Below are 26,613 nucleotides of genomic sequence, written 5' to 3'. Positions count from 1 at the left end.
GAGCTAATATTAAAAGTATTGCGGCGTCAGCATTTTCGTGTCCTGCTTCTTAAAGAAGTAGTAACCTACCGAGATCTCGTGTGAGTGAAAACCATTCAGGTCGTTGAGCATGCGGTCGTAAGAGTAACCCAGGCGCAGGGCGTTGGTTACTTGCAGTTCCGCGATCAGAGCCATGGCCGTGCGCTTTGTTACAGGATCCGCCTCCTCGTTTTTGTTGAACAGGTTCATGCTGGTGCGGTAAGAACTGCCCAGCCACAGGCGGTCGCCCAGCAGCACAAAGCCATTCAGGTCCATGTTGGCAGGTGCATTGAAGTCTTCCTTGATCAGCACACTTGGCTTCAGTTTTATAAAGCTGCTCACGTCAAACACATAGCCTGTCGTGAAGTAATAGTGGCGAATCGGTTCGATCTGGAAAACATCTTTGTACTGGATCAGGTCAGAGGCAGATATACCTGCGTAGAAACGCGTCGTGTTAAAGTATACACCCAGCTTCACATCCGGACGGTAGAACACATCCTTTCCTGCAGGTATGCTCGGATCATCTACTATACCTAGCTCGGAACCATCCACCACGCTCTGCACCACACCGGCTGCTATACCCAGGCTCAGCGTGCCGCGGGCGCTCACCGATACGCGGGCTGCCGCATTGGCATAAGCCGAAGTCGTGGAGTAGGCACCGATCTTGTCGCGTGTGAAGTTCAGGCCGAGTCCCAGACGCTCGTGGCTGGTCAGGCCGTCTACGCTCAGCGCCTGCGTGGTGGGCGCTCCGTCTATACCTGTCCACTGCGAACGGTGGAAGGCGTTGATGTTGAGCACACCTTTGGTGCCGGTATAAGCCGGGTTAATGGCCATACTGTTGAAGATGTACTGCGAGTATTGCGGGTTTTGCTGGGCATTCGCGGCAAAGGTGAACAGCAGCGCCAGCAGGGTATAAAGTATTCTCATGGTAATAAAATTTTCTAATGAATGCACTCGCTTATCGGAAGATGGTCACGTAGCCGGTGTAGTCCTGGTACTTGCCGTCGCATAGCTTTACCCTTACTTTGTAGAAGTAAGTACCTTGTTCCAGTCCTTTGGCGGCCCAGTCGTTCTTGTAGTTCTTCTGCTTGAACACCTCAGATCCCCAGCGGTTAAACATCACCATTTCATTGTCTGGGAACTTGTCAAGGTTCTTCACCAGCCACTCGTCGTTCTTGCCATCGCCGTTCGGGCTAAAGGCTTTCGGGAAGTCCAGCTGTCCGTTTGCCAGACTGGCGTCCATATCAATGCTATACTCGGCAGAGCCTGCGCAGCTGCCGTTGTAGGCAATCACACTCACGCGGCCGGTTGCAGTCGGACTGTTGGCTTTTACTTTGATGGTGGCCGTGCCCTGACCAGACTCGATGGTGAAGCCTTCTGTTACCGTCCAGGTATAAGAAGTCGCACCTTCTACCGGATCGGCAGTATAGATCAGGCCTTCGCATACGCTGCTGTTGTCCGTGATGCGGGTAACAGGAGCAGGAGGCATGGTGATGTCGACATTTAGGCTAGACCAGTCGCTGATGCCGCAGCCGTTGATGGCTCGCACACGAACGGTACCGCCCGTTTCGGCAGCATTCACTGTAATGCTTGTACCGTTGCTGGCTCCTTCAATCGTCAGGCCACCGTTCGTTTCCCACTCGTAAGCGGTTGCACCAGGTACAGCCTCGATGCTGAAGGCGTTGCCTGTGCTGTTGAGGCACACGTTCATGTTGCTCTTGATCGCTCCCGGAGCTGCCGGCTTCAGCGATGGCGAAACAGCCAGCTTGGCTACAGCGCCCGCACCGCAGTTTTTCACCGTGTTGGTCGCGTATACCTCAATGTCTCCGCTTGTCTCACCCACTGTTACGGTAATGCTGGTACCCGTCAGTTTGTCGGCACTCCAGCCCTGCGGCACTGTCCAGGTATAGGTCATGCCTGCTTCCGGTGATGCTATGCTGAACGTGAGCGTTGCCCCGATACAGCCTGTGGTTGCAGTGTTCGCAATAGATGGTGCTACCGGCTTCAGAGTCACTTTTGCTATCACTTCGAAGGCTGCACTTATATTACAGTCATTACCAGTTTTTACAGTGATCGGACCACCTGTTTTACCAACTTTTACTTTTACCACTCTGCCATTCTCCGTTTCGCTCACAACTGTCCAGTCAGCTGCCGGGAAGCTCCAGGTATAGCTGGTAGCTCCGGTTATTATAGGTGTGCTGAAAGTTGTTTCTTCTCCTTCGCACAGATCCAGGTTACCTGTGATGACCTTTGGTATAGCTGGTGTTGGCGTCACGATCAGCATTTTCTCGGTTGTGGTGCTGAAACCGCAAGCGTTGGTCACCGTCAGGTATACCTTGCCGCCAAGTAAGCTCTGGCCTTTCGAACGAACACTTACGCTGGTGCCGGCATCGTTTGTGCCTTCCACAAACTCCAGGTTGTTGTCCAGTGTCCACTTATAAGTGAGTCCATCTACAGCAGCGGCGCTCAACGCTATACCTGTAGTGCTGTTGAAGCACAGGGCAGCCTCTCCAGTAATTGCTACTCTAGCTGGCTCGCCGATCACATTAACAGTGGTTTCGGCTGTCTTGTTAACATCCTTACACTGTGTGTTCACGGTTACTTTTACCGTCTGAGCGTTCAGTGTAGTGCCTGCAGTAACGGTTATAGTGCTACCGTCAGCTGATTTGCTTACCGTTTTCCAGCCTGCTGGCAGAGACCAGGTATAAGTAGCCCCAATCACATCCGACGTTGCTTTGAAAGTGAGCTCATCGCCACGGCACACGGAAGTTGGCGCTTCTACAATTGACAGCGTAATGTTTGGATTGCATTTCACATCCGGGATCACCACCTCATCCTCGTCGTTGTCCGGATCAGAGTCACCAGGGTTATTAGGGTCTCCTGGATCGGTCGGATCAGTCGGATCAGTCGGATCAGTCGGATCAGTTGGATCAGTCGGGTCAGTCGGCGTTGGTTTATCTTTGCTGATGATACGGGCAATGTTGCGAACCTGACCCGCCTTTACTAACTGGGCATTGATCACAAGCTCAGCTGTTGCTTTTGCCTCCAGCGAAGGAATCTTGAATGCTCCAGTTGCCGGATCATACGAAGCGCCGTTGCTTACATTAAAGTCTACTAACAGAAGGCCTACTGGCAACTTCTCGCCTACTACGATGTTTTTCTCGGCCTTGGCACCATGGTTTGTCACCACTATGCGGTACTGCACCGTTTCGCCCACCATGTATTCCCCCTTCGCATTTACCAGTTCTTTGGTCACGCCCAGGTCTGGCAGCAGAATCTCGACTTCGTCTTCGTCGTTGTCCGGGTCCTTGTCATTGTCCGGGGTGCGGTCGATGATGGTGGCCACGTTACGAATCGCACCCGTGCCCACAATCTTAGCATAGACAATCAGTGTTGCAGTGGTCTTTCCAGCCAGTGTTGGGATGTTGTAAATGCCTGTCGCTGCATCATAAGTAGTTCCGCTGGTTGCTGTATACCTTACAAAGGCCAGTTCCTTCGGCAACTGCTCACGTACATTTATATTAGTCTGAGGCGTAGAGGCATTGTTTGAAACCTTGATCTCGAAAGCCAGCACGTCGTTTACCTTGTACTCTTGTTTCGGATCAACAATTTTCTTAGTTACGCCCAGGTCAGGCAGGATGATCACTACCTCTTCTTCGTTGTCATCCGGATCTTTGTCATCAGGGCGGTCGATGATGGTGGCCACGTTGCGGATGTTGCCTGTGCCCACGATCTCGGCATATACAATGAGTGTGGCAGTCGTATTGCCCGCTAGCACGGGGATGTTATAAATGCCTGTCGCTAAGGTATAAGTAGTACCCGGAGTCGCCTCGTGCCGCACATACTTAAGCCCGCTTGCCAGCTGCTCACTAACATTTATATTTTTTTCCTCTTTGGAAGACGTGTTTACGACCTTGATCTCATAGGCAATCACGTCGCCCAGGTTATAGCTCGATTTCGGATCGATAATGCGTTTTGTGAGCCCTAGATTAGGCAGCACTATTTCTTCATCATCCTTATCGTCATCCGGATTCGGATCCGGATCATCACCGATAATAATGACTTCGTTCGTAATATTACCAGTGCCAGTCACTTCAAATACCAGGCGGAGGGTCTGGGTTTCAAACACCGCCATGTCACCAATCACCCACTCGTTCTTCACCTGGTCGTATGTTCCTTTTGTAGCAGGCTTTACTTCCACCAGCTTCAATCCGGTTGGGATGCGCTCCTTCACGGCCACATTGCGGGCAATACCCGGGCCGTTATTTGTAGCGGTAATGGTATAGGTCACGCGTGCGCCCAGCGACACGTTTGTGTTATCAACATTCTTCTTTACGGTCAGGTCAGCGTTCGTCACGTTTTGCAGCACCGTTGGGTTATTTTCAAAATAGATGGTGCCGCCAAGTGAAATCGCTCGACCATAAAGCGACACGCCTTTGCCAAATGTGATGTTGCCTGTGGCGATGATGTTACCATACAGGCTACTTGGGGCTTGAATCTCCACATCACCGTCGACAACCCAGTAGATATTCTTGGTTTCAACCCCTACGCCAGAAAGGCTGAGGGCGCCTGGGTTTACTTTCAGGTTACCGCTGATCTTAAATACAAAGATAGGGGAACTGCCTCCTTGCGTAACCAGCAGCGAGATGCCACTAATGGTGGCATCGCCTGTAATGCTATAGACACCAGGATAAATTTCGCGGCCATTGCCCAGGTTAGGGTTCAGGTTTTCCATCTCCTGAAGGCCCATCAGGTCCTGATACAGCCTGTTAGCGTCAGCCATCGCCTCAGCTGCTATTTCAGTTCCTTTCTCTTTCTTACCGGTTACTTCAAGAAATTCTTCTCCGATAATGACCTTGCCGGGGCTGATGCCGATATCACCACGGATCCATGTTTTGTCAGGGCCTTTAACGACAATCTGCTCATTGGCCAATGCAATGAACCTGTTTACGCGGCCTAGGTTGATTTCTGTCTGCCCAAAGCTAAGGGTGTTGGTCGCAGTCAGAAAAAGGGTGAGAAGCAGTAGAATTCTACTCATAGGAAATATGTAAAAAAGCGTAATAAATCAGGCATAAATATAAAAGTATTTCCATAAATTTTTACTATATCCTGATACTTATATATTGAAGATAAGTTTAGTACAATATAAAAAATACAATATATAGACTGGAATAAAATGTTATAACAGCGATTGTGTAATACTATTCTAATATAATGGAGGTCAATATTTTTTTCAGAAAAGAAGATTTCCAGTGCAAAGATTTGAGTACGGGCATATAGGGGTGTATTATTACTTGAATATCTGGATATACTAATTTAGTGCCCTTTGGTTGCAGGAATGCTTATTTTATACACCTTTTGTTATATAGGTGGGCAAAGGAACTGAAAAAATCTTAATTAAAATAGGGAAATTTAGGGAAGGGAAACAGTACAATAAAAAAGTGCCCTATTGATAAGCAAAAATCAATAGGGCACTTCAAGTATTGAAGAAAAACTTTCTAAAAATTCTTTAAAAGTTTATACGCAATTTTTTTTACACATTCACATGACGCTCAGCATGGTATGATGACCGCACCAAAGGGCCAGACTCGACATACTTGATGCCCCGCTTCAGGCCTTCTTCACGGTAATGCTCAAACAGGTCCGGGTGAATGAACTCAGCCACTTCAATGTGTAACTTGGTTGGCTGCAGGTATTGGCCCAGTGTCAGGATGTCGCAACCGTTGGCAGCCAGGTCATCCATGGCCTGGTATACCTGCTCGCGTGTTTCGCCCAGGCCCAGCATGATGCCGGTTTTGGTGCGCTTGCCATATTCTTTAGTGCGGCGGATTTGCTCGATGCTTCGCTCATACTTAGCCTGTGGTCGCACGCGGCGGTAAAGCTCTTTTACCGTCTCCACGTTGTGCGAAACTACTTCCTGGCCCGGCGAGATCATCGTGATCAGCGCGTCCCAGCTAGCTTTTACATCAGGTATAAGGGTTTCGATGGTAGTGGCAGGAGAAAGTTCTTTTACCATGCGCACAGTCTCGTGCCAGATGGCGGCACCGCGGTCTTTCAGTTCGTCGCGGTTCACAGAAGTTATCACGGCGTGCTTCACGCCCATCAGCTGAATAGCTTCAGCTACGCGGCGTGGCTCGTCTACGTCGTATTCGTTAGGGCGGCCCGTGGCCACGGCACAGAAAGAGCAGCTGCGCGTACACACATTGCCCAGAATCATGAAAGTGGCTGTGCCGGCTCCCCAGCACTCGCCCATGTTCGGGCAGTTACCGCTCTCACAGATGGTATGCAGCTTATACTCGTCTACGATGTTTCTTACCTTCGCATACTCTTTCCCTACCGGCAGCTTTACGCGCAGCCAATTTGGCTTGCGGGGCTGACCCAAAGCGTTGAGCCCCTCGGGCTTAGCGTTAGGTTGTATTACCGGAAGTGTCATCATTTCATCCATGCTGCAAAGATAGGTATAATGCGTTAAGACTTCAGCAAATGCGCCAGGAAATTAAGGCAATACTGCCTATGCCCCGGGCACTTCTTTCTCAACAAACGGTTGCATGGAAATGTTCTTGGTGCCTCTTATTTGCGACGGCCGTAGTAGATGTTCAGGTACACGGAGGTGAAGGTACTGTAGTTTTCGGTCTGCGGGATCATGACCATGTCCTTAAAGAATTTCTCCACCATAAAACCCAGTTCTATACCTGTGATGCTCTCGCGGTAACGGCCGTACTCAAAGCTCATACCTAACTTAGCATGCACGCCCAGGTTGATGTTGGTTTCGCCCAGACCGGTCAGCACGTTGGCGTTCCCCAGTGTGTTTTCGAAGCTCAGGTGTTTGTTTGGGTCATAGGCCTCAGTGCGCACGTCATTGCCCAGGCCGCTGCCATAGTCGTACCGGATGTAGTAAGGTATAAGCAGGCCGAGTGAGGGCCCGACAGCTCCCAGGGCGTTCACCTGAACACCACTTTCTGCTGCCTTGCGGAACAGTACATGTTCCAGACCGTAATGTGGGCGCACTGAGAAGAAGTGGTTTTGCTTACCTGCAATGAAATGGTCGCCGGAGCCCGGGTTGTAAAGTCTGTTCTCTTTTGGATGCTTGATTTCCACGACCTCGAGTCCGCCGAAACGGTAGAGCCGCTCTTTCATGAACCAGGAACTACGCACAAAAGCACCGCCCAGCAAACCGCCATTCGAGTTCAGGTTGATGCCGTAACTTAGCTCATTGCTAAAGTCATCGTCAGACTGAGCTGTTGCCGGCAACACCAGCAGCAGCGTCATGGCAATTGTGAGTACCAGGTTTCTAGCCACCTTTATACAGTTTGGGTTAGGTATGTTCTATCAAAAAGCCAGATCCAAAAGCAGGCAGGTATCAGGCGTTCGAAGCCATACAGCCCGGCACAAAACCCCAGGCAGGTAGGGCTACTTATAAATGCGTACTAAAGCTTACCGTCTACGCAGCTGCGCATTAAACCGCCAGGCTCTTTTTCATAGAGTCAATGCTGATACCCAGGTGCGAGGCATCATACGTGCACATACCGTCCTGGATCAGCAGCAACTGGGGCGATTGGTGCTGTACCTGGAACACCTCCGCTATTTCGTTTGAAACCGGGCGGTAGCGCAACAGGTCAAGGTAATAGGGCTTGATATGGTCTACGCTGGCGCCATCCCACTGGCGCTCCAGTCTGCTTTTGGCAGTGGAACTGATAGAGCAGGACGTGCTGTGCTTGAATATCACCACCGGGGTGTTCTTCGACTCTTCAATTATATTATCTAACTGCTCTACGCTTGTAAGCGGATGCCAATTCATTGCTATCTGGTTAGGTTTACTTTTCCTTCTTCCGGAAAAGCCTGAATTTCTTTTTTTCACGTTCGGCTGGGCCTTGCTGCACAGCCTCTTTCGTGCTGGAGTGCTTTGGCTTGAACAAACCCTGACGCTTACGCACTTTGCCGGACTCGCCTTTCTTCAAGGTATAGGCATCCATGTTCAGGTGGGATTCCTTGTAGGTGGTGGCCTCTACCTGGTCGGCATCGCGCAGCGCTTTCCGCATCAGGCGCCCATGCTTGTCCGTCATGTTATAGGTGATCTGACTAAAGGCAGGCATAGCCGCTAAAAGCAGCATACCTGTCATTACCACCAAACGCTTCGTTTGTTTATCAAATCCCAGGTTCTTCATAACAGCTTTCCGTCTACAGTTGTTATACTGAATTCGGGAATAGGGGTTGCTCCCCTAAAAAATTCCCATGCGCTTCTTTTTCACACGACCATTCTTGTCCATGCTTACTTTCACCGACTCCAGCCCGGATGCATTCTTACCCGATACCTTGGCTGTTTTTCCAGGTTTCGGACAAGGTATACCCTTGCGCTGGCAGCCCGTTCCGAATAGCAGCGCCATGCACAGCAGGCCCATTACCCAATATCTACTTTTCTGCATCACACTGCAATATAAGTTTATCTAAGCTAATTTCCTTAAAACGCCATGATGCTCTCCACCTTCTCGCGCAGACGCTGCTTTGGCAGAAACTCCTGCTCCAGCGGCGGCGCAAACGGCACGGCTGTGTCCAGACTGGCAACCCGTGTCACCGGTCCGTCCAGCAGCTCGAAGCAATGCTCTCCGATCCAGGCCGCAATCTCGCCGCCTATACCGCCGGTCATGGTGTCTTCGTGCAATACAATAACGCGTCCAGTGCGGGCCACAGTATCGCGCACGGCTTCTTTGTCCCAGGGCAGCAGCGAGCGCAGGTCGAGTATGTCGAAGCTGATATCCGTCATCTCCTGCTGCAGTTGCTTGGCCCAGTGCACGCCCATACCATAGGTGACGATGGAAATATCAGACCCCTCGGCCACCAACCTGGCTTTGCCGATCTCCACGGTATAGTAATCGTCCGGAATCTCCTGCGAAATGGAACGGTAAAGCATCTTGTGCTCAAAATACATCACCGGGTTCGGGTCTTCAATGGCCGCGTTCAGCAAACCTTTCGCGTCGTATGGTGAGGATGGGTATACGATCTTGAGCCCCGGCGTATGGAAGAACCAGGCTTCGTTGCTCTGTGAGTGGAATGGTCCGGCGGCCGTACCGGCACCTGTTGGCATCCGCACCACCACATCGGCATTTTGGCCCCAACGATAGTGGCTCTTGGCGAGGTTGTTCACGATCTGGCTGAAGCCGGCACTCACGAAATCTGCAAACTGCATCTCGACCATGCTCTTCTTACCCTTCACCGACATACCCAGGCCTATACCTAAAATAGCCGATTCGCAAAGCGGCGTATTGCGCACACGATCTTTGCCGAATTTATCAACAAAGCCTTCTGTTATTTTAAACACGCCTCCGTACTCGGCAATGTCCTGCCCCATCAGCACCAGTTCCGGATAGCGCTCCATGCTCTGGCGCAGTCCGTCCGAAATGGCGTCTACATAGCGTCGCTCGGTTTTGGCATCTGTTTCCGATTTGATCACTTCCTGCTCGAAAGGACGGTACATGTCTTCCAGTTCTTCCTCGCGGTTTGCCTCTGGCATTGGCGTGGCGAAGGCGGTCTGTAGTCCTTCTTCGATCTCAGTCTTTATTTCTTCGCGTATACCTTCTATCGCTTTTGGCGTCAGAATCACTTCATCCAGCAAGTACTTTTCAAAGTTCTCTACCGGGTCTTTCTTCGACCACTTCTCGAACAGCTCCTGCGGCACATACTTAGTGCCGCTGGCCTCTTCATGCCCGCGCATGCGGAACGTGATGGCCTCGATCAGCATCGGACGCGGGTTCTTGCGCATGCTGTAGGCAGCCTGTCGCACCGTGTCGTATACCTCTACTATATTATTGCCATCGATCTGCAGGGCGTCTATGCCATAGGCCGGGCCTTTGTCTGTGAAGTGCTTGAATTTGAATTGTTCGTTGCTTGGTGTGGAAAGTCCGTAACCGTTGTTCTCGATCATGAAGATAACCGGCAGGTTCCAGACAGCTGCCACGTTCAGCGCCTCGTGGAAGTCTCCTTCACTAGCACCGCCGTCGCCACTGAACACCAGCGCTACTTTCTCTTTGTTATCCAGCAGGTCAGCCAGGGCTATACCGTCGGCCACTGCCAACTGCGGACCCAGGTGCGAAATCATGCCCACAATATGGTGCTCGTTGGAGCCGAAGTGGAAAGAGCGGTCGCGGCCTTTTGTGAAGCCGGTTTTTTTGCCCTGAAACTGCGCAAAGAGTCTGTCCAACGGCACATTACGACCCGTGAATACACCCAGATTGCGGTGCAGCGGCAAAATGTATTCATCTGACTCCAGCGCCATGGCCGATCCTACGGAGATAGCCTCCTGGCCTATACCTGAAAACCACTTGCTCACCTTGCCCTGGCGAAGCAGCACGAGCATGCGCTCCTCAATCATGCGGGGTTTCAGGATACCTTTATATAGTGCGATCAGTTCGTCGTCGGAATATTCTTTGCGGTTATAGTTCATCTTATGATGCGAAAAATTCGTTGTGATATGGCAGCATAACGTTTGCTTTAGCCGCCGATTATGGTGCTAATTTATAAATTTGTTCGGTACTTCGTGCCTTAGCGGCATCGGCATTCGCAACAAGCGGCAACCGAAAGACCGTAAAGAGAGCAAAAGCTACAGAAAACCTGTCAGGCCTGCAAGTATTTGCCGGTTTTGCTTGAACAGGACACAAGGTATACCTGTTGAAAAAGAAATGACAGGAAAGAAATCAGGCTAAGGTAACGTCAGTTGCCGTCCTTTAAAGAGAAGAAGATTATGATACATTTCGAGGAATTTACGCTGGATAACGGCCTCCGTGTGATCGTGCACGAAGACCATACCTCACCTATGGCCGTGCTGAACGTGCTGTACGACGTGGGCTCCCGCGATGAGGTAGAGCAGCACACCGGTTTTGCGCACCTGTTTGAGCACCTGATGTTCAGCGGCTCTAAGAACATACCAGTATACGACGAGCCCCTGCAGCGCGTGGGCGGCGAAAACAACGCCTTCACCAGCCCTGATATCACCAACTATTACCTCTCCCTGCCGGCCCAGAACATTGAAACTGGTTTCTGGCTGGAGTCGGACCGTATGCTGGACCTGGCCTTTAGCGATCATGGACTCGAAGTGCAGCGCAAGGTGGTGGTAGAGGAGTTTAAGCAAAATTACCTCAACCAACCTTACGGTGACGTATGGCTGAAGCTGCGCCCGCTGGCCTACGAGCAGCACCCGTATAAATGGGCGACCATCGGCAAGGAGATCGCGCACATCGAAGACGCGACCATGGACATCGTGAAAGCGTTCCACAGGAAACATTACTCCCCAAGCAACGCCATACTAGTGGTAGCCGGCAACGTGACCTTTGACAGGGCGAAAGAACTGACTGAGAAATGGTTCGGCCCTATACCTGCCGGTGAAAAGTACGAGCGCGCTATACCTCATGAGCCGAAGCAGCAGGCGCCGCGCGTGCTCGAGACCAGCGCCGACGTACCGTTGAGCGCCATCTATAAGGCTTATCATATGCCGCACCGCAACCACGAAGACTACTATGCCGTCGACCTGATCAGCGATATACTGGGCCGTGGCAAATCTTCCCGTCTTTACGAGCAGCTTGTGAAAGAGCAAAAACTATTCAACTCTATTTCCGCTTCCGTGACAGGCTCCATTGAACCAGGCTTGCTGATCATCCAGGGCAAACTCAACGAAGGTATAGACCTGCAGGAAGCCAACACCGCCATTGAGGCCATCAACAAAGAACTGATGGAAAAACTGGTAGATGAAGAAGAGCTGAATAAAGTAAAAAATCAAGCCGAAACCTCACTCGTGTTCTCCGAAATTGAGCTGCTGAACCGCGCTATGAACCTGGCTTATGGCAAACTTCTCGGCGACGCGAACTTCGTGAACACCGAAGGCGAGAAAATTCAGGCCATCACGCCGCAGGATATTTTGCGCTGCGCCAAACAGGTGCTTGACCCGAACAATTGCTCCACGTTACTTTATAAAGCCGAAAAGAAAGAGCAAGCAGTAGAGCAGGAGGCGTAAGCAAGGTATAGCAATTATTTTAAAAAATTTAAAAAGCGGCTGCCAGGTATATGGCAGCCGCTTTTTGTTGCTCATGGTTTGCAAAAAACACCGATCCTCCAGATTTCCTTCAAAATCGCTCAGTAACTAGGAATAAGTAATTTTTTAAACATAAAACTTAATACCATGAGAGCAACCGCTTTTGCATTCCTTTTAATGACCGGCACCCTACTGTCTTGTGATAACAACGATGATGATATGAAGATTGAGGACGTGCCTGCTACTGTGCGCGAAGCCCTGCTGAGCAGCTTCCCGGACGCAACAGGTATAGACTGGGAGAAAAAGGGAGAAGACTTCGAAGCCGATTTTGATGTAGACAGGGTAGACTACAACGCCATGCTCAACGCATCCGGCACTGTGATGAAACATAAGTACGATATACCTGAAACCGAGCTTCCGGAGGCAATCCGGGCAACCATCAGCCAGAGTTACGCTGACCATAAAATAGACGATCCGGAAGTGCTGGTACAGAACGGCGATACCTTATACCAGGTAGAACTGGACCATACGACCAGCACGGACGAAAAACTCGTCTTCTCGAGCGACGGCCAAAAGGTAGATCAGGCTTATTGGGATTAATTTCCTGTCGAACGCATTTTAAAGGAGGCCCGGGGCAATGCGCCTTGGGCCTTTTTTGAAATAATGACTGATCTATCTCTGCTTGTCTTGTTCCTGCTTTTCTCTGCCAGCCTTTATACCTATACATCGGCCTCAAAAGCTTCAAATGTCCTAAAATAAGTATTCTACAAATTTTCTTCAGATTTACTTTGTAATCTTAGTTCCTAATTACCTACTTGTCCTTTATTACAGCCTATTTATGAAGCAGCAACTTATCGCCACCGTTCTGTTGTCAGCAACTATGATTTCCTGTGATGACGACGTTATGCCTGAGAAAGTACCACTGGAAGTGCGTCAAAATTTACTGACTACTTTTCCGCTTGCCTTCGATATAGCCTGGGAGAAAAGTGGCAAAGACTACGAAGCTGACTTTACCGTGCATGCCGCCGAGCACAGTGCGCTTTTCCAAAATGCGGGAGCACTGACGCAGTACAAGCGCGCTATACCTACATCAGAGCTACCAGAAGCCGTTGCTAGTGCTATCGCCAAAAACTTTCCAAGGTATAAGCTTAAGGAAGCAGAAGCCTTCGTAAAAAACCACACCACTTCTTACCAGATCGTCCTTGAAAGCCAGACAGCAGAAATTGAAGCTGTTTTTTCAGCAGACGGCCAGCAACTCCGGCAACCTTATTGGGACTAGGGAAAAACTTCTTTCTATTTCTGAGTCAGATAAATTGCCAGGTGCAACTTTTCGGGCACAACATTTGTATATACAAACAACAAGATTAACTTTGCACCAACAACCAGCCTATGCGGATAGAAGACGAAATACAGCAGAAAGACTTCAAGGACGATCACCGTCGGATGGTGGTTAATCTGTTGTTCACAAACAATTGGCTGAATCAGCAGTTTATACCTTTCTTTAAGCAGTTTGGGCTAACGCTGCAGCAGCACAATGTATTGAGTATTGTGCGTGGGCAGCAACCGAAACCGGTTTGCTTCGGCGAGGTGCAGGAACGCATGGTAGACCGCAACTCCAATGTAACCCGCCTTGTGGACAAGCTAATCGAGAAAGGTTACGTGACCCGCGACATCTGCCAGGCCAACCGCCGCATGATCGAGTTACGACTAACCTCGAAAGGAACCGATTTGATGAACCAGATAGACGAGCAAATGCCCGCCTTCTTTCAGCGCTTCCATAACCTGACGCAGGATGAGGCTGTTTTAGTGAGCAAGTTGCTGGATAAGCTCAGAGGCTGAGCTATTTTTTTATCTAAATATTTGTATGCACAAATAATGTACACACTGAAATTATACCTATGAAAAACATCACCATAAAAAACGCGACTATACCTGCCATAGGCTTGGGCACTTTTCAGTTAGAGAACGAATTGGCCCGCGAAATAACGGCAGCCGCCATTTCAGCAGGTTACCGCCACATCGATACAGCGCAGGCATACAAGAACGAGTCAGGCGTTGGCTCCGCCATTAAAGATGCAGGTATAGACCGCGACGAGATTTTCCTGACCACGAAAGTTTTCAGGGAGCGATTGTCGAAGAAGGATTTTATGCCCTCAGTAGAGGACAGCCTGCGCGAACTCAAAACCGATTATGTGGACCTGTTGCTGATCCATTGGCCGAACCGCAACGTGCCCGTGGCTGAGTACATGGACCAGTTGATGGAAGCCCAGCAAAAAGGCTACACCAAACACATCGGCGTCAGTAACCACCCCACCGCCCTCCTCGACGAGGTGCTGGCCACGGGCGCCGACATCATTACTAACCAGGTAGAGTACCATCCTTTGATCAACCAGACAAAGCTTTATACCTACCTACGCGAGCATGGCATTTCGCTGACGGCCTACAGCCCGATCGCGCAAGGTAAAGTGCTCGGCAACCCTGTCTTAAAAGAGATAGGCGAAAAGTACGGCAAGAACGAAGTGCAGGTATCGCTGCGCTGGCTGGTGCAGCAGGACGGTGTGATGGCTATACCTAGAACTTCCAAAACAGAGCGCCTGAAGGACAACCTGAACATTTTCGACTTTGAGCTGTCAACTGAAGACACCGCTCAGATAGACCAACTGAAAAAAGATAACCAGCGGGTAGTTAATCCTTCTTTTGCACCTGACTGGGACCAGGTAGTTTAGGAATTCAGGAATTTGAGAAGTTTGAAGTTATAAACTTACTAAATACGACTTCGCTAACCTTTCACCACCTGTACCTGGACAATCAAAAGAAGCTATCAGAGTCAGCACGATAACACACACTCGCCAGAGGCGAACGAGAGCATAGAGCAGATTTTGTAGGAACAGGTTGCGACCTGTCCGAATCGTGCACGAAAAATCCATGATCAAGCAACGGATTATGATTAACAGAATCGTGCACCTAACCATTTAACAATCCAATAATTTAACAATTCATAAAAATGTCACAACCACTTTTAAGACCGATAAAACTCCACGATTTAGAACTGAAGAACCGCGTGATCATGGCACCCATGACGCGCAGCCGCGCCAACAACGAAGGCAACGTAGCCAACGACCTGATGGCAACCTACTATAGCCAACGCGCCAGCGCCGGTTTGATCATCTCTGAAGGGTCTCAAATCTCAGAGCAGGCCGTAGGGTATATCAACACGCCCGGCATTCACAGCCAGGAGCAGGTAGCGGGCTGGAAAAAAGTAACCAGCGCCGTGCACAAAGAAGGAGGCAAGATTTTCGCACAACTATGGCACGTGGGCCGTATGTCGCACCCTGACTTCCATGGCGGAAAGCTGCCGGTTGCTCCATCGGCCATTAACCCTAACGACAAGGCCTTCACGCCGGAGGGTTTCAAAGATACTGTTACACCACACGAGCTCACTATACCTGAAATCAAGCAGATTGTGCAGGACTTTAAAACGGCTGCCCGCAACGCAATCGATGCCGGTTTTGACGGTGTGGAAGTGCATGCCTCCAATGGCTACCTGCTGCACCAGTTCTTTGTGAGCACAGCCAACGTGCGCACCGATGACTACGGTGGCTCTGTAAAGAACCGCGCCCGCATCCTGTTCGAGGTACTGGACGCCATTAAGGAAGTGGTGCCGCAGCATCGTATCGGTGTGCGCCTGAACCCAAGCATGCACGGCGGTTTCGGCATCACGGTGAATGAGGACACTATCCCGACTTTCGACTACATTGTAGAGCAACTGAACAAATACAGCCTGGCATACCTGCACCTGACCGAAGCTTCGCCAGCCAACAAGGATGTACCGCACATTGAGCCGCAAGTGGCTAAGCGCTATCGTCCGAAGTATAACGGCAACCTGATCATCAACGGAGGCTTTAAGCAGGAGACAGGTAATCAGGTGATTGCCGATGGCGACGCTGACATGGTGGCTTTTGGGGTGCCGTTTATTGGAAACCCTGACCTGGTGGAGCGTTTTGCCGAGAACGCGGAGCTACAGCAGGCAGACCCAGGCAAATTCTATGCGCCCGGCCCTGAAGGCTATGTGGATTACCCGACCCTGGCAGAAGTGGAAGCCTAAGCGGTTCTTAAATAGAACATAGGCAAGAGCCAGCTACCGTAACCGGTGGCTGGCTCTTGCTTTTTAAACCTTTCTGCCTGATTTAAGTCTATACCCTTGAAAAATGCGCCTGCCGATTAATGACTAAAGTGTAAAAGAGACTATATTTACTTTTTATACCTGCCTTATCAGGCATGCGCTATACCTTCAACACTTACTATGAAATTTAAAATAAGAACGGGCTTTGGCTACGACGTGCACCAACTGCAGGAAGGGCTGGACTTCTGGCTTGGTGGTATTAAGATTCCGCACACGCACGGCGCACTCGGCCATTCTGACGCCGATGTGCTGACGCACGTTATCTGCGATGCGCTGCTGGGTGCTGCCAACCTGCGCGACATCGGCTACCATTTCTCTGACAAAGACCCGCAGTACAAAGGCATCGACAGCAAGATCCTGCTCAAAGAAGTGGTGCACCTGCTCTCCCGCGAAGGCTACGAGATCGGCAACATCGACTCGACCATTTGCTTGCAAGAGCCGAAAGTAAATCCGCATATACCTGATATGAAAGCCTGCCTGGCAAATGTAATGGGTATACCTGAAAGTGACATTTCCATTAAGGCCACCACCACCGAGCACCTGGGCTTTGTGGGCAAAAAAGAAGGCGTGGCCGCTTTTGCAACTGTACTTATCTATAAGCAATAACAATCACTAACCCTTTTCTTCACCTACTACAAACATGAAGTATAACAAGTTTTATGTGTATGCGCTGGCAGCCTTCCTGACCACAGGTTGCGCCACGACGCCTACTACAACTACCAGCACCACAGCTGAGGCACCGGTTGCAGACGCTGAGCGTCTTCGTGAAGCAGCTCCTAAGTATGCGTCCACTATCACTGCCGCTGACCTGTCCAAGCACCTCAACATCATCGCTTCAGATGAGTACGAAGGTCGCGATACGGGATCTAAGGGTCTGCAGATGGCCGCTGAGTACATCTCCCGCGAATTTAAAGAAGACGGCCTGGCCGGACCTGTAAAGAACAACGCCAACCCATACTATCAGCCAGTTAATCTGGAGCGCAGCCAGTGGGGCGAAGGCTACATCATGATCGGCAAGCAAAAGTTCATGATGGGTCAGGACTTCTTCGTGCTGGGCGCTTCGCCATACCAGACCGAGCAAACTGCTGAAGTAGTTTTTGCAGGCTACGGCATCGATGCTGATACCTACTCTGACTACGCCAACCTCGACGTGACCGGTAAAATGGTTGTGGTGCTGGCCGGTGAGCCGAAAAGCGCCGACGGCAAGTTCCTGGTGAGCGGCACTGAAAAGGCTTCTGACTGGGGCAACGACTTCCGCACCAAGCGCAACGCCGCTACCAAGCGTGGCGCTAAAAGCGTACTGATGGTAACAGGCAACAACGCCGATGAATTCAAGACCATGACCCAGCGCTATCGCAACTTCCTGACGCGTCCGTCCATCGGTTTGAAGGGCAACGGTGCACAGGGAGGAGCCACAGCTGCCATGATGGTGTCGCCACAAGTAGGCGCAGCTTTGCTAGGTACTACACCTGAGAAAATGCTGGCCTATGCCAACACTATAGCCAAAGCAGGCAAACCAACTGCCGGTACGTTCACTGCTGTGAAGGACGTGAAGGTGAAGACTGAGCGTAACAGCACAGCGCTTCCGTCTGACAACGTACTGGGCTACATTGAGGGCACTGACAAGAAAGACGAAGTGATTGTGGTAACCGCCCACTACGACCACGTAGGTATAGAGGACGGCCAGATCTTTAACGGCGCCAACGACGACGGCTCTGGCACCGTGGCTGTGGTTGAGCTGGCCGAGGCTTTTGCTCAGGCTAAGAAAGACGGCTTCGGCCCACGCCGCAGCATCCTGTTCATGCTCGTGACAGCTGAAGAAAAAGGCCTGCTGGGTTCTGAATACTATGCCAACAACCCGGTATTCCCGCTGGAGAACACGGTAGCCAACATCAACATCGACATGATCGGCCGCATGGACTTCGACGCAGAGAAGACGAATGACCAGAACTACATCTATGTAATCGGTGCTGACAAACTTTCTTCTGAACTGCACAAGATCAACGAAGAGGTAAACCAGAAGCACGTAGGCCTGCGCCTTGACTACAAGTTCAACGACGAGAACGACCCGAACCGTTTCTACTACCGCTCTGACCACTACAACTTTGCCAAGCATGGTATTCCGATCGTGTTCTACTTCAACGGCGTGCACGCCGACTATCATAAGGAAAGCGACACAGTAGACAAGATTCTTTTTGAGAAAGCTGAGAAGGCTGCTCGTCTGGCGTTCCACGTGACCTGGGAGCTTGCCAACCGCGACAACCGCATTGTAGTGGACAGCAACAAAAAGTAATACACTAAACCCGCACCAGCGGCCGTTTATCATAAAAACAATCCGCTTTTATTAGCTTTGAGGAAAACACCCTAACTTTAAGGGTGTTTTTCTTTTAATAGCACTTCCTGAAATCAGCCATTTTCGGGAAAGACCATAGGGTTTAACTTATGAGTAGACTTAAACAGTTTCTGCAGGACGCCGAAACGAAATCATTTGATTTGGGCCACCGCTCCACCATTAAGTTCAACATCGGCAAGTATAACGCCGCTGTGCAACGTGGCCTTACCCAATACAGCGATCACGAGCTCGCCCGCGAAAGGGCTTCTTTCATAAAAACTAACGCCATCAACAACTTAGACAAGTACCTGATGGAGTTTGAGTCTAACTTCACGGCCCGTGGTGGCAAGGTGATCTGGGCCCGCAATGCCGAAGAGGCGCTCAAGGAGATCGGCCAGATCATGAAGCGCAAGCGCGCCCGTTCGGTGGTGAAATCGAAGTCGATGACGACGGAGGAGATTCATTTGAATAACTTCCTGGAAAAGAATGGAATCGAAACGGTAGAGACGGACCTGGGGGAGTACATTGTGCAGTTAGCTGAGCAACGGCCTTACCATATTGTGACGCCTGCCATGCATATGTCCAAGAAGGATATTGCTGACCTGTTTGTAAAGAAGCTTAACATCGCCCCGACCGACAGCGCCGAAGAACTGGTAGCCACTGCCCGCCGCTTGCTGCGCGCCAAGTATACCGAGGCCGAAGTAGGTATAACCGGTGGCAACTTCCTGCTGGCCGACATTGGAGGTATCGCAATTACTGAAAACGAAGGCAACGGCCGTTTGTCCACTGCCTTCCCGAAAACGCACATCGCCATTGTAGGTATAGAAAAGATGCTTCCTTCGGTGATGGACCTCGACCTCTTCTGGCCTTTGCTCAGCACCAGCGGCACCGGTCAACAAGTGACGATCTACAACACAATTTTCACAGGTCCGCGCCAGGCAAACGAGAAGGACGGTCCGGAGGAAATGTATGTGGTGCTGCTCGACAACGGACGCACAGACTTGCTGGCCCTGCCTGAGAAGCGGGAAGCACTGAACTGCATCCGTTGCGGCGCCTGCCTGAACGTGTGCCCGGTATACAAGAACATCGGCGGCCATACCTACGAGAGCACCTACAGCGGCCCGATCGGTTCGGTAATCACGCCGCATTACAACGGCATGGCCGAAAATAAGCACCTGAGTTTTGCCAGTTCGCTTTGCGGCGCCTGTACCTCCGTCTGCCCTGTCAAGATCAATATCCACAACCTATTGCTGCTTAACCGTCGCCAGAGTGTGGAACAAGGTTTTACTGAAAAGAGCGAGCGAACCACCTTTAAGCTTTGGTTAAAAGCCATGAAGAGCCGCAAACTGCTGAACATGGCTCCGGCCGGCGTGAAAAACTTCGTGCTGAAGCAAGTGCTGAAAGATACCTGGAGCAAGCGTAGAGAACCTTTGCAAGTAGCGCCGAAGTCGTTTAACCAGCTTTGGAAAGAGCGGCAAGGGAAGTAAATGTTGTCTGAATCTTCATATAGGGCTCCTACCCCAAGGATTTTCAGGATTTAAGGATTTGCAGGATTCCCACAAATACCGGGTCAAACCACCCCTGCCCCTCCTTGTCCAAGGAGGGGAGTTTTAGGCCGCTGCCAGTTCAAAGGTATAGGCGCTGCGGTCTCTGTTAAAGACCACTGACACGCACTGAAAGACTACCTTGCACGGCAGCTATGAAACTGACAGCAGTGCTAGGTGCACCCTTGACGATTTTGTGTTTGAGCGGTCAGCGAGTTTAAAAGCGTCTTGATTTTTTTGCTTACTTTTTTCATCAAGGAAAAAAGTAAGGCCCGCCCGGCCAGGGCAAGCTATAGAACAAATTAGGTTGCTATACCTGCAGCAGCAGTTGCTACAAAGCAAAGTAACCAATACTTGGGCTAGAGGCCCCTCCATAGTAGTCAAGAGCGAGGACGCTCGCGCTATAAACTTTCTTCAAAATACAAAAAGGCCTGCAAACTCAAATTGCAGGCCTTTTATGTTCCATTATCCGCCTGGTCTCCCAGGCAATTATTATTACCGTCGTCCATACTTTATACCTTTAAAAAATGGCGGGGGTGCATGGTTTACGGGAAAATACCGTTACTTCATTCACATCTTTCAGACGGCAGATAAAGCGCGTCATACGTTCCACACCGAATCCGGCACCGGCAGTTTTAGGTAGCAAGCCCGCTCTGGCGATTTCCAGGTAATGCTTAAACGTTTCGGTATTGGTGCCGACTTCGGCCATGCGCTTCAAAATCTGCTTGTACTCGTGCTCACGCTCGGCGCCTGACAATCCCTCGCCAAATCCCTCCGGCCAAATCACGTCGTAGTTCAGGTAGGTACCGCGGCGGCTTGGGTCTTCCTTGTCGTAGAATTCGCGCTTGTGGTTGATCAGCCAGAACGGCTCAGTCGACTCTTCAGATTGAATCGCTTCATAGTCCGGGCCAAGTGCGGCTTCCAGCTTTTCGGTGCGGTATACGGGCCACTTCTCGTACTGCGGCAGCAACTCGCCACGCAACTCTGTAAGAAGCTCCGGAATATCTCTGTTCAGGCTGGCGAAGATGTAGTTGACCAGTTCTTCCATAAACTCCATCACAAAAAAGCGGTCCTTGCCACGGAATTCGAAGTCTACCTGTGTGAACTCGAACAAATGGCGGCCTGTGCCAGCGCGATCCGAAAACTCAAGGCGCACGTTGGGCGACACAATGTAGAGGCTTTCCAGTTCAGGATTTACCAATGCCAGTTGCTTGTGGAAAATCATCGATTTAGTGAGGCTCCAACGCTGGTCCGCATAGCCGATAGAGGCATCCACAACGCCATGATTGAGCGGATCGGTAATAGGCGAAAGCATCAGCGGCATCAGCTGCGTGAGCCCTTTTTTGAACATGAAGTCGTGCGTGGCACGGATAATTCCCTGCTGTACTTTGAGCACTTTGGGCAGGGACGGGCGGCTCAGGTGCTTCATCGTAGCTTCGAGTGCCGTCGGTTCTGTGAGTGTCTGCAATTCCATTCTATCTAATTATTAATGAATTGGTGTATTGCAAACATACTTAATCATTATTTTTGTTGAAAATTATTTAACATTTAAATAGATTTGTTGAAAATTGACTAATATATATCATTTGTTTTTACTGAACCTCTAAAATTTAGCTTTCATATAGGGTATGGATTTAAAAATTGATAATCTCGACCGCCAGATTCTGCACCTGCTGATGCAGAATGTGAACCGCGCCTACACGGATATTGCCAAAGAACTAGGCGTTTCAGGCGGCACGATACACGTGCGACTCAAGAAAATGACGGAGATGGGCATTGTGCAGGGTGCACAACTGCTGATTAATCCGGCGGCCATAGGCTACGATATTTGCGCCTTTATCGGGGTGTTTCTGGAGAAGGGCTCGGCCTACAAAGAAGTGGTGGAGAAAATGCGACTTATACCTGAAATTGTAGAGCTCCACTATACCACTGGCGCCTACAGCATGTTCGTCAAAATTATTTGCCGCGACACGAAGCATCTGCGCGAAGTGCTCAACGAGAAAATGCAAGGTATAGCAGGCGTGCACCGCACCGAAACCTTCATTTCGCTGGAGGAGAGTATTACGCGGCAGATTTCGGTAGGGGTTGAGTAGGTATAGCAAAGCCGCTCCAAACTGATTTGAAGCGGCTTTGTTATACCTGAGTCTATTAATGTGATTTCGTTATACTTTATTTCAACTTCTGAAGCGCTTCTCTTAACCTGCCCAGCGAGTCTTTTATACTTTCCAGCGAAGCACCGCCAACTGACAGTCGGAACCAGCCTAGCGCCGGATCAGAACCGAAGGCAGAGAACGGAACAACGGCCAGTTTGGCTTCCTGAAGTATGTAGAAACTGATGTCTTTGCTGGTTTGCAGCACCTGGCCAGATGGTGTGATTTTACCCGCCAGGTCGAGTTTGGCAGAAAGGTAAATAGCACCCATCGGCTCGATGGCATCCACATTATACCCTTCGTTTTTCAGGTCTTTGAAAGCGTGGTAGAGCATGTCCAGACTCGCGCGCACGTTGTGCTTGAACTCGTCCAGGAACACATCCACCGCATCGGTTTGGTGCAGGAATCGGGCCGTTGCCATTTGCTCGGCTTTCGGAGCCCAGGCACCTACGTGACCCAGAATCGCCTTCATTTTATCAATTACCACCGTTGGGCCGAAAGCGTAACCAACCCGCACGCCGGTAGCAGCGAAGCATTTGGAAGTGCCGTCGATGTAAATGGTATAGTCGCGCAGTTCAGGGCGCAGGTTCACGGGGTCGTAATGCTTGTGCTCGCCAAAAGTCAGCATCCAGTAGATCTGGTCATACAAGATGTAAAGTGGCTTTTCGCCTGCACCACGACTTTTGTTTTCGGCAATCACCAGATCACAGATGTCTTCCAGATCTTTTTTGGAGAACATCGTGCCCGTTGGGTTGAGTGGAGAGCAAAGAGCCAGTAGCGTCGCGCCCTTCAGGCTGGAGGCTACATCGGCAGCGGTCGGCATGAAGTTATTGTCCGGGCTGGTCTCTACCATTACAGGCGTTGCGCTGGAAAGGTGGCAGTAATGGTTGTTGTTCCACGATGGCGTCGGGAAAACCACTTTGTCGCCCGGATCCACGAGGGCCAGGTAAGTTGCGTAGATAAGCGGACGGGAACCACCGGCTACCAGAATATCATTTTCGGAGTAAGTCAGGCCCAGTCGGTCGCGGGTGAAATCGGCGACAGCTTTGCGTAGCACGGCTACCCCATTGGCGGGCGGGTAATTGGTATGTCCTTCGGCGTAGGCTTCAGCAATGCCAGCCCGCAGTTCGCCAGGTATAGGAAATATCTTTGGGTCGAAGTCGCCGATGGTAAGGTTGCAGATTTGCTCACCTTTGGCAATCATTGCGTTTACTTCACCGGCGAGTTTGATAATCTCGGAGCCGATGAGGTTTTGCGCCATTTTTGAAACGTTCATGCGCCAGTAAGTTAGTACGCGACAAGATACTAACTTCTGGAAAAAGTATGGCCCTAACGCGGTACAAAAACTGATTTATACCATCGTTGAGTTGATCCGGTGCTGTAGGGTTATACCTTGTGCTGCATGACTTGCGGGAGTATCTTCACCTTATGCTCAACCATAAATTTCAGCTTTGAGGCCCTGAGGATGTATAGCACACATCATGACTATCCCCTTGAGGACAGAGTCATTTCATTCTGGCAGATTCTCCCCTTGAGGGGAGAGAGGGGTGTTTACAGCTTCGTACAAATTGCAGATTAGTCGATCACTGGCAATTTAACTTCGAAAGTTACACCCCTATAATCCCCTCAAGGGGATAGTCTTTGAGATTGCAACAGGCCATCCCTCAAGGGGACAGTTGCTAGAAAGAGATGCATCTAAACCAAGAAATATGAGAGAAGATAAAGTACTCTCGCTTGCGCTCTAAGTATAGAACCAGAACGTGAACCCTATATCTTACTCAGGTATAGAACAATCTCAAGAACCTGCCTACCATTTATAATAACTACTCTCCTCCCCGTCATTCAGAATATCAGCGGCGGTATTGGGGCTGCGACTGATGTCGGCTAGTTTGCGCTCGCGCCACACGGCAGCTGACTCGCGGACTACATCGAGGTGTGCATCTGATTTCAGGCGCTCTTCTTCGCGCTTGGCGTCGATTTCAAATTCCTGACGAGCTGCAAATTTGGCTTCGGCTACAGCCTGACGGGTATCGTACTGTTTCTGGCGCTCCTGCACCCGGTGCATTTCCTGCGTCGTACGCTCGTGCTCCAGACCTTTCAGGATGTCGTCGTAAGGACCTTTGCTCGTGATCAGCTTGGTGAAGATCGGGGCTGTTTCGAGGCAGACAAACAGCAGCGTAATGAAGAACACGGGCAGCCACGGCAATTGGTTCAAGGCATCAATTCTGGCCATCAGACCGTCGTAGTTCGAAAAGCTTTCCTGTCCTTCTGCCACGGTGCTGTCGTACTGCTTCATGAGGTCGGCAATTCGCTGCTCTTTTACCAGAATGCGGTCGGCGGCACTGGCTTGCAGGAGTTTTAGTTCTTCGTCTACCTTATCGTACTGGCGTTTTTTCTCTTCGTAAATAGGACCTCTGCCTATTTTGCCGGTACCGCCTGTGCCATCGGCTTCAGCGGCCACCTGTTCGTAAAGCTTGTTGCGCTCCTGTATTTTGGCTTCCACTTCTGCCCGTATACCTGCAATCTCTGACTTTACGGAATCTACCTCGACAAACTGCTTGTTCACCAAGGATTTGTGCTGAATAGCCAGCTCAGCCTGCTTTTCTTTCAGAACAGCCTGTATCTCTTTGTCGAATATCTTCAGTTCCAGCGGTTTGGAAATAACCACGGCCAGCACCAGCGCCAGCAAGATACGCGGCGTTACCATCAGCAGCTCTTTCCAGAATTTGCCTTCTTTGCGGATGGTGGAAACGATAAAACGGTCGAGGTTAAAGATAACGGCACCCCACAGCAAACCAAAGCCAACGGCCATCGGCACGGAATCAAACACCGTGTAGAGGGCATAGCCGCCCGACAAACTGGCCAGCACGCCTGTGAATAGAACGGTCGCGCCGACACCGGCATATTTAATGTGCTCCGACTTAGAGCATTTTTCAAGTATAGTATCGTCGGCACCGGCGCACCACCAAAAAAATTTCTTCATGTATAATCCTCTTCAGGTTAAAACTGACGCAAAGACAGCATGCAATAACAACGCCTAACTTACTGACTTTAATACTTTTACCCTTTAAAATGTGACGAACTGCCTCTAATATGTGATGAACATCGGTGCTTAAGCGACAACAGTGGCTAAAAAGCTAACGGGACATAGGTATAACCATTAAAACGAAAAGGCGGCGACTTCTCCAGCCGCTGCCTTTTTTATTGGGTGAGATCTTTAAGCAATCCCTCTCTAACTCTTAAATTCCTAAACTTCTTAGCTGTGCTCGTCTTCGTCCGGAAGTATCTCTACATCCTGCACCAGCACGAATTTCTCTATTTCGCGGGCACGTGGGGTGTTGGCCAGTCCGCCGAGGGCAGTTTCTTTGTACTTGCGCTCCATGCTTTCGCCTACTTCGCCGAGGGCCGCCACGCACTGATCGACCGGAATAACGGCATTGACACCGGCAATGGCCAGCTGCGATGAAGAATAAGCAATAGCAGCCGCACTGGCGTTGCGCACAATACAAGGCACTTCTACCAGTCCCGCCACCGGGTCGCATACCAAGCCCAGCATACACTGGATCGTAATGGCGACTGCCGTGAACACCTGGTCCACGTTACCGCCGAGACAATACACAATGGCACCCGCCGCCATGGCTGCCGCACTGCCCGTCTCGGCCTGGCAACCGCCCACGGCTCCGGCCAGCGAAGCATTTTGCTCGATGATGAGCGCTATACCTGCCGCTACCAACAAGCCTTCGTGAATGCTGCGGTCTGACAAGCCGTGCAGTTCCTGCAGCGTGGTGAGCGTACCAGGCAGTATACCGGAGGCACCAGCTGTTGGAGCGGCCACCACACGACCCATGCAGGAATTCACTTCTTTGGCTCCCAGCGCACGCGACACCAGCATCTGAAACTCCGGCGACAGCACCGTCACCGGCGACTTGGCCACCTTCTTGGCGCTGTTGTTCACCATACCTGAGCGGGAGGTCATGTCTTCGGTAAGGCCCGTGTGCACGGCGTCCTTCATCACCTCGTAGGCTTTGGCGATGTTCTCCCAGATAAACTCCTCGGTGCGGCCCTTCTGCTCTATTTCGTAGTCCAGCACGGGCTGGTATAGCGGTTCGCCGGTTTCAGCACAATGCTTTTCCCAGCTCTTAAAATCGTTGAATAGTAATGACATATCGTATGGGGTATACCTGCCCTGCAACTTGGCGCAGGGACGTGTTAAAGTTAATCTAAATTTCAGGAATCAGCTAAACTCCTGCTCCATTTCATAACACGGCACACGGGGTTAAACGTTCTGTTTCGGCTGATGCTTCTGCCCACCTCAACCTATACCTGCCGCCTCCGTTTTCTGAGTAAACGAGCTATACCTATACCTG

General features: G+C 50.6%; 22 protein-coding genes. 10 read left to right on the top strand and 12 right to left on the bottom strand.

Annotated features, from left to right (window positions below):
- Nucleotides 1-9 precede the first annotated feature (9 nt).
- The 8 genes from L1278_RS06065 to L1278_RS06030 all read right to left on the bottom strand — a co-directional run bounded on the left by L1278_RS06065 (nucleotide 10) and on the right by L1278_RS06030 (nucleotide 10,456).
- Complete coding sequence (locus L1278_RS06065) at nucleotides 10-945, bottom strand: type IX secretion system membrane protein PorP/SprF (RefSeq protein ID WP_253401916.1); 936 nt, start codon at nucleotides 943-945, stop codon at nucleotides 10-12.
- A 31-nt stretch (nucleotides 946-976) separates the two neighbouring features.
- Nucleotides 977-5,056, bottom strand: coding sequence for an ice-binding family protein (locus tag L1278_RS06060; RefSeq protein WP_253401914.1), 4,080 nt, complete (start codon nucleotides 5,054-5,056; stop codon nucleotides 977-979).
- A gap of 495 nt (nucleotides 5,057-5,551) precedes the next feature.
- Nucleotides 5,552-6,454, bottom strand: coding sequence for a lipoyl synthase (gene lipA, locus L1278_RS06055; RefSeq protein WP_229733858.1), 903 nt, complete (start codon nucleotides 6,452-6,454; stop codon nucleotides 5,552-5,554).
- A 134-nt stretch (nucleotides 6,455-6,588) separates the two neighbouring features.
- On the bottom strand, nucleotides 6,589-7,317 hold the full coding sequence (locus L1278_RS06050; RefSeq protein ID WP_253401912.1) for a hypothetical protein: 729 nt from the start codon (nucleotides 7,315-7,317) through the stop codon (nucleotides 6,589-6,591).
- A gap of 157 nt (nucleotides 7,318-7,474) precedes the next feature.
- Nucleotides 7,475-7,816 (bottom strand): bacillithiol system redox-active protein YtxJ, encoded by a 342-nt coding sequence (ytxJ, locus tag L1278_RS06045; protein ID WP_253401910.1) that lies wholly within the window; start codon nucleotides 7,814-7,816, stop codon nucleotides 7,475-7,477.
- A gap of 16 nt (nucleotides 7,817-7,832) precedes the next feature.
- Nucleotides 7,833-8,183: a hypothetical protein gene (locus tag L1278_RS06040; RefSeq protein ID WP_253401908.1), complete on the bottom strand. Its 351-nt coding sequence runs from the start codon at nucleotides 8,181-8,183 to the stop codon at nucleotides 7,833-7,835.
- Nucleotides 8,184-8,237: 54 nt separating this feature from the next.
- A complete protein-coding gene (locus tag L1278_RS06035) occupies nucleotides 8,238-8,441 on the bottom strand; it encodes a hypothetical protein (RefSeq protein WP_253401906.1) in 204 nt (67 codons plus the stop codon).
- Nucleotides 8,442-8,476: 35 nt separating this feature from the next.
- Complete coding sequence (locus L1278_RS06030) at nucleotides 8,477-10,456, bottom strand: thiamine pyrophosphate-dependent enzyme (protein ID WP_253401904.1); 1,980 nt, start codon at nucleotides 10,454-10,456, stop codon at nucleotides 8,477-8,479.
- A gap of 297 nt (nucleotides 10,457-10,753) precedes the next feature.
- Between L1278_RS06030 and L1278_RS06025 the strand changes: the two genes are divergently transcribed.
- From L1278_RS06025 to L1278_RS05985, 9 genes are all read left to right on the top strand, one after another.
- Nucleotides 10,754-12,019, top strand: coding sequence for a pitrilysin family protein (locus L1278_RS06025; RefSeq protein WP_253401903.1), 1,266 nt, complete (start codon nucleotides 10,754-10,756; stop codon nucleotides 12,017-12,019).
- 165 nt (nucleotides 12,020-12,184) lie between these two features.
- Nucleotides 12,185-12,637, top strand: coding sequence for a PepSY-like domain-containing protein (locus tag L1278_RS06020; protein WP_253401901.1), 453 nt, complete (start codon nucleotides 12,185-12,187; stop codon nucleotides 12,635-12,637).
- Nucleotides 12,638-12,875: 238 nt separating this feature from the next.
- A complete protein-coding gene (locus tag L1278_RS06015; protein ID WP_253401899.1) occupies nucleotides 12,876-13,316 on the top strand; it encodes a hypothetical protein in 441 nt (146 codons plus the stop codon).
- 110 nt (nucleotides 13,317-13,426) lie between these two features.
- A complete protein-coding gene (locus L1278_RS06010; RefSeq protein WP_253401897.1) occupies nucleotides 13,427-13,876 on the top strand; it encodes a MarR family winged helix-turn-helix transcriptional regulator in 450 nt (149 codons plus the stop codon).
- A gap of 59 nt (nucleotides 13,877-13,935) precedes the next feature.
- A complete protein-coding gene (locus tag L1278_RS06005) occupies nucleotides 13,936-14,763 on the top strand; it encodes an aldo/keto reductase (protein ID WP_253401894.1) in 828 nt (275 codons plus the stop codon).
- A gap of 278 nt (nucleotides 14,764-15,041) precedes the next feature.
- Nucleotides 15,042-16,142, top strand: coding sequence for an alkene reductase (locus L1278_RS06000; RefSeq protein WP_253401892.1), 1,101 nt, complete (start codon nucleotides 15,042-15,044; stop codon nucleotides 16,140-16,142).
- A gap of 198 nt (nucleotides 16,143-16,340) precedes the next feature.
- Nucleotides 16,341-16,826 carry a 2-C-methyl-D-erythritol 2,4-cyclodiphosphate synthase gene (gene ispF / locus L1278_RS05995; protein ID WP_253401890.1) on the top strand — a complete coding sequence of 162 codons (486 nt, stop codon included), beginning with the start codon at nucleotides 16,341-16,343 and terminating at the stop codon, nucleotides 16,824-16,826.
- Between the two features lie 34 nt (nucleotides 16,827-16,860).
- Nucleotides 16,861-18,513 (top strand): M28 family peptidase, encoded by a 1,653-nt coding sequence (locus L1278_RS05990; RefSeq protein WP_253401888.1) that lies wholly within the window; start codon nucleotides 16,861-16,863, stop codon nucleotides 18,511-18,513.
- Between the two features lie 149 nt (nucleotides 18,514-18,662).
- Complete coding sequence (locus L1278_RS05985) at nucleotides 18,663-20,039, top strand: LutB/LldF family L-lactate oxidation iron-sulfur protein (RefSeq protein WP_253401886.1); 1,377 nt, start codon at nucleotides 18,663-18,665, stop codon at nucleotides 20,037-20,039.
- A gap of 577 nt (nucleotides 20,040-20,616) precedes the next feature.
- Here the strand turns inward: L1278_RS05985 and L1278_RS05980 are convergent.
- Entirely contained in the window at nucleotides 20,617-21,570 is a 954-nt protein-coding gene (locus L1278_RS05980; RefSeq protein WP_253401884.1) for an asparagine synthetase A, read from the bottom strand.
- A gap of 154 nt (nucleotides 21,571-21,724) precedes the next feature.
- Here L1278_RS05980 and L1278_RS05975 point away from each other — a divergent pair, with 154 nt between their 5' ends.
- Complete coding sequence (locus tag L1278_RS05975) at nucleotides 21,725-22,189, top strand: Lrp/AsnC ligand binding domain-containing protein (protein ID WP_253401882.1); 465 nt, start codon at nucleotides 21,725-21,727, stop codon at nucleotides 22,187-22,189.
- A 76-nt stretch (nucleotides 22,190-22,265) separates the two neighbouring features.
- On the opposite strand, the gene L1278_RS05970 is transcribed toward L1278_RS05975, so the two are convergent.
- From L1278_RS05970 to sdaAA, 3 genes are all read right to left on the bottom strand, one after another.
- On the bottom strand, nucleotides 22,266-23,522 hold the full coding sequence (locus L1278_RS05970; RefSeq protein ID WP_253401881.1) for a pyridoxal phosphate-dependent aminotransferase: 1,257 nt from the start codon (nucleotides 23,520-23,522) through the stop codon (nucleotides 22,266-22,268).
- Between the two features lie 531 nt (nucleotides 23,523-24,053).
- Nucleotides 24,054-25,229 carry a DUF4407 domain-containing protein gene (locus L1278_RS05965; RefSeq protein ID WP_253401878.1) on the bottom strand — a complete coding sequence of 392 codons (1,176 nt, stop codon included), beginning with the start codon at nucleotides 25,227-25,229 and terminating at the stop codon, nucleotides 24,054-24,056.
- A 273-nt stretch (nucleotides 25,230-25,502) separates the two neighbouring features.
- Complete coding sequence (sdaAA, locus tag L1278_RS05960) at nucleotides 25,503-26,411, bottom strand: L-serine ammonia-lyase, iron-sulfur-dependent, subunit alpha (RefSeq protein WP_253401876.1); 909 nt, start codon at nucleotides 26,409-26,411, stop codon at nucleotides 25,503-25,505.
- Between the last annotated feature and the right edge of the window lie 202 nt (nucleotides 26,412-26,613).

Source organism: Pontibacter sp. HSC-36F09, from assembly GCF_024171605.1.
Lineage (GTDB): Bacteria > Bacteroidota > Bacteroidia > Cytophagales > Hymenobacteraceae > Pontibacter.
This window is presented reverse-complemented; position numbering and strand designations above follow the sequence as displayed.

Bases quoted from the DNA above. Each gene is read 5' to 3' on its own strand.
- L1278_RS06065 (WP_253401916.1), bottom strand. From the start codon at position 945: ATGAGAATACTTTATACCCTGCTGGCGCTGCTGTTCACCTTTGCCGCG.
- L1278_RS06060 (WP_253401914.1), bottom strand. From the start codon at position 5,056: ATGAGTAGAATTCTACTGCTTCTCACCCTTTTTCTGACTGCGACCAAC.
- lipA (WP_229733858.1), bottom strand. From the start codon at position 6,454: ATGATGACACTTCCGGTAATACAACCTAACGCTAAGCCCGAGGGGCTC.
- ytxJ (WP_253401910.1), bottom strand. From the start codon at position 7,816: ATGAATTGGCATCCGCTTACAAGCGTAGAGCAGTTAGATAATATAATT.
- L1278_RS06040 (WP_253401908.1), bottom strand. From the start codon at position 8,183: ATGAAGAACCTGGGATTTGATAAACAAACGAAGCGTTTGGTGGTAATG.
- L1278_RS06035 (WP_253401906.1), bottom strand. From the start codon at position 8,441: ATGCAGAAAAGTAGATATTGGGTAATGGGCCTGCTGTGCATGGCGCTG.
- L1278_RS06030 (WP_253401904.1), bottom strand. From the start codon at position 10,456: ATGAACTATAACCGCAAAGAATATTCCGACGACGAACTGATCGCACTA.
- L1278_RS06025 (WP_253401903.1), top strand. From the start codon at position 10,754: ATGATACATTTCGAGGAATTTACGCTGGATAACGGCCTCCGTGTGATC.
- L1278_RS06020 (WP_253401901.1), top strand. From the start codon at position 12,185: ATGAGAGCAACCGCTTTTGCATTCCTTTTAATGACCGGCACCCTACTG.
- L1278_RS06015 (WP_253401899.1), top strand. From the start codon at position 12,876: ATGAAGCAGCAACTTATCGCCACCGTTCTGTTGTCAGCAACTATGATT.
- L1278_RS06010 (WP_253401897.1), top strand. From the start codon at position 13,427: ATGCGGATAGAAGACGAAATACAGCAGAAAGACTTCAAGGACGATCAC.
- L1278_RS06005 (WP_253401894.1), top strand. From the start codon at position 13,936: ATGAAAAACATCACCATAAAAAACGCGACTATACCTGCCATAGGCTTG.
- L1278_RS06000 (WP_253401892.1), top strand. From the start codon at position 15,042: ATGTCACAACCACTTTTAAGACCGATAAAACTCCACGATTTAGAACTG.
- ispF (WP_253401890.1), top strand. From the start codon at position 16,341: ATGAAATTTAAAATAAGAACGGGCTTTGGCTACGACGTGCACCAACTG.
- L1278_RS05990 (WP_253401888.1), top strand. From the start codon at position 16,861: ATGAAGTATAACAAGTTTTATGTGTATGCGCTGGCAGCCTTCCTGACC.
- L1278_RS05985 (WP_253401886.1), top strand. From the start codon at position 18,663: ATGAGTAGACTTAAACAGTTTCTGCAGGACGCCGAAACGAAATCATTT.
- L1278_RS05980 (WP_253401884.1), bottom strand. From the start codon at position 21,570: ATGGAATTGCAGACACTCACAGAACCGACGGCACTCGAAGCTACGATG.
- L1278_RS05975 (WP_253401882.1), top strand. From the start codon at position 21,725: ATGGATTTAAAAATTGATAATCTCGACCGCCAGATTCTGCACCTGCTG.
- L1278_RS05970 (WP_253401881.1), bottom strand. From the start codon at position 23,522: ATGAACGTTTCAAAAATGGCGCAAAACCTCATCGGCTCCGAGATTATC.
- L1278_RS05965 (WP_253401878.1), bottom strand. From the start codon at position 25,229: ATGAAGAAATTTTTTTGGTGGTGCGCCGGTGCCGACGATACTATACTT.
- sdaAA (WP_253401876.1), bottom strand. From the start codon at position 26,411: ATGTCATTACTATTCAACGATTTTAAGAGCTGGGAAAAGCATTGTGCT.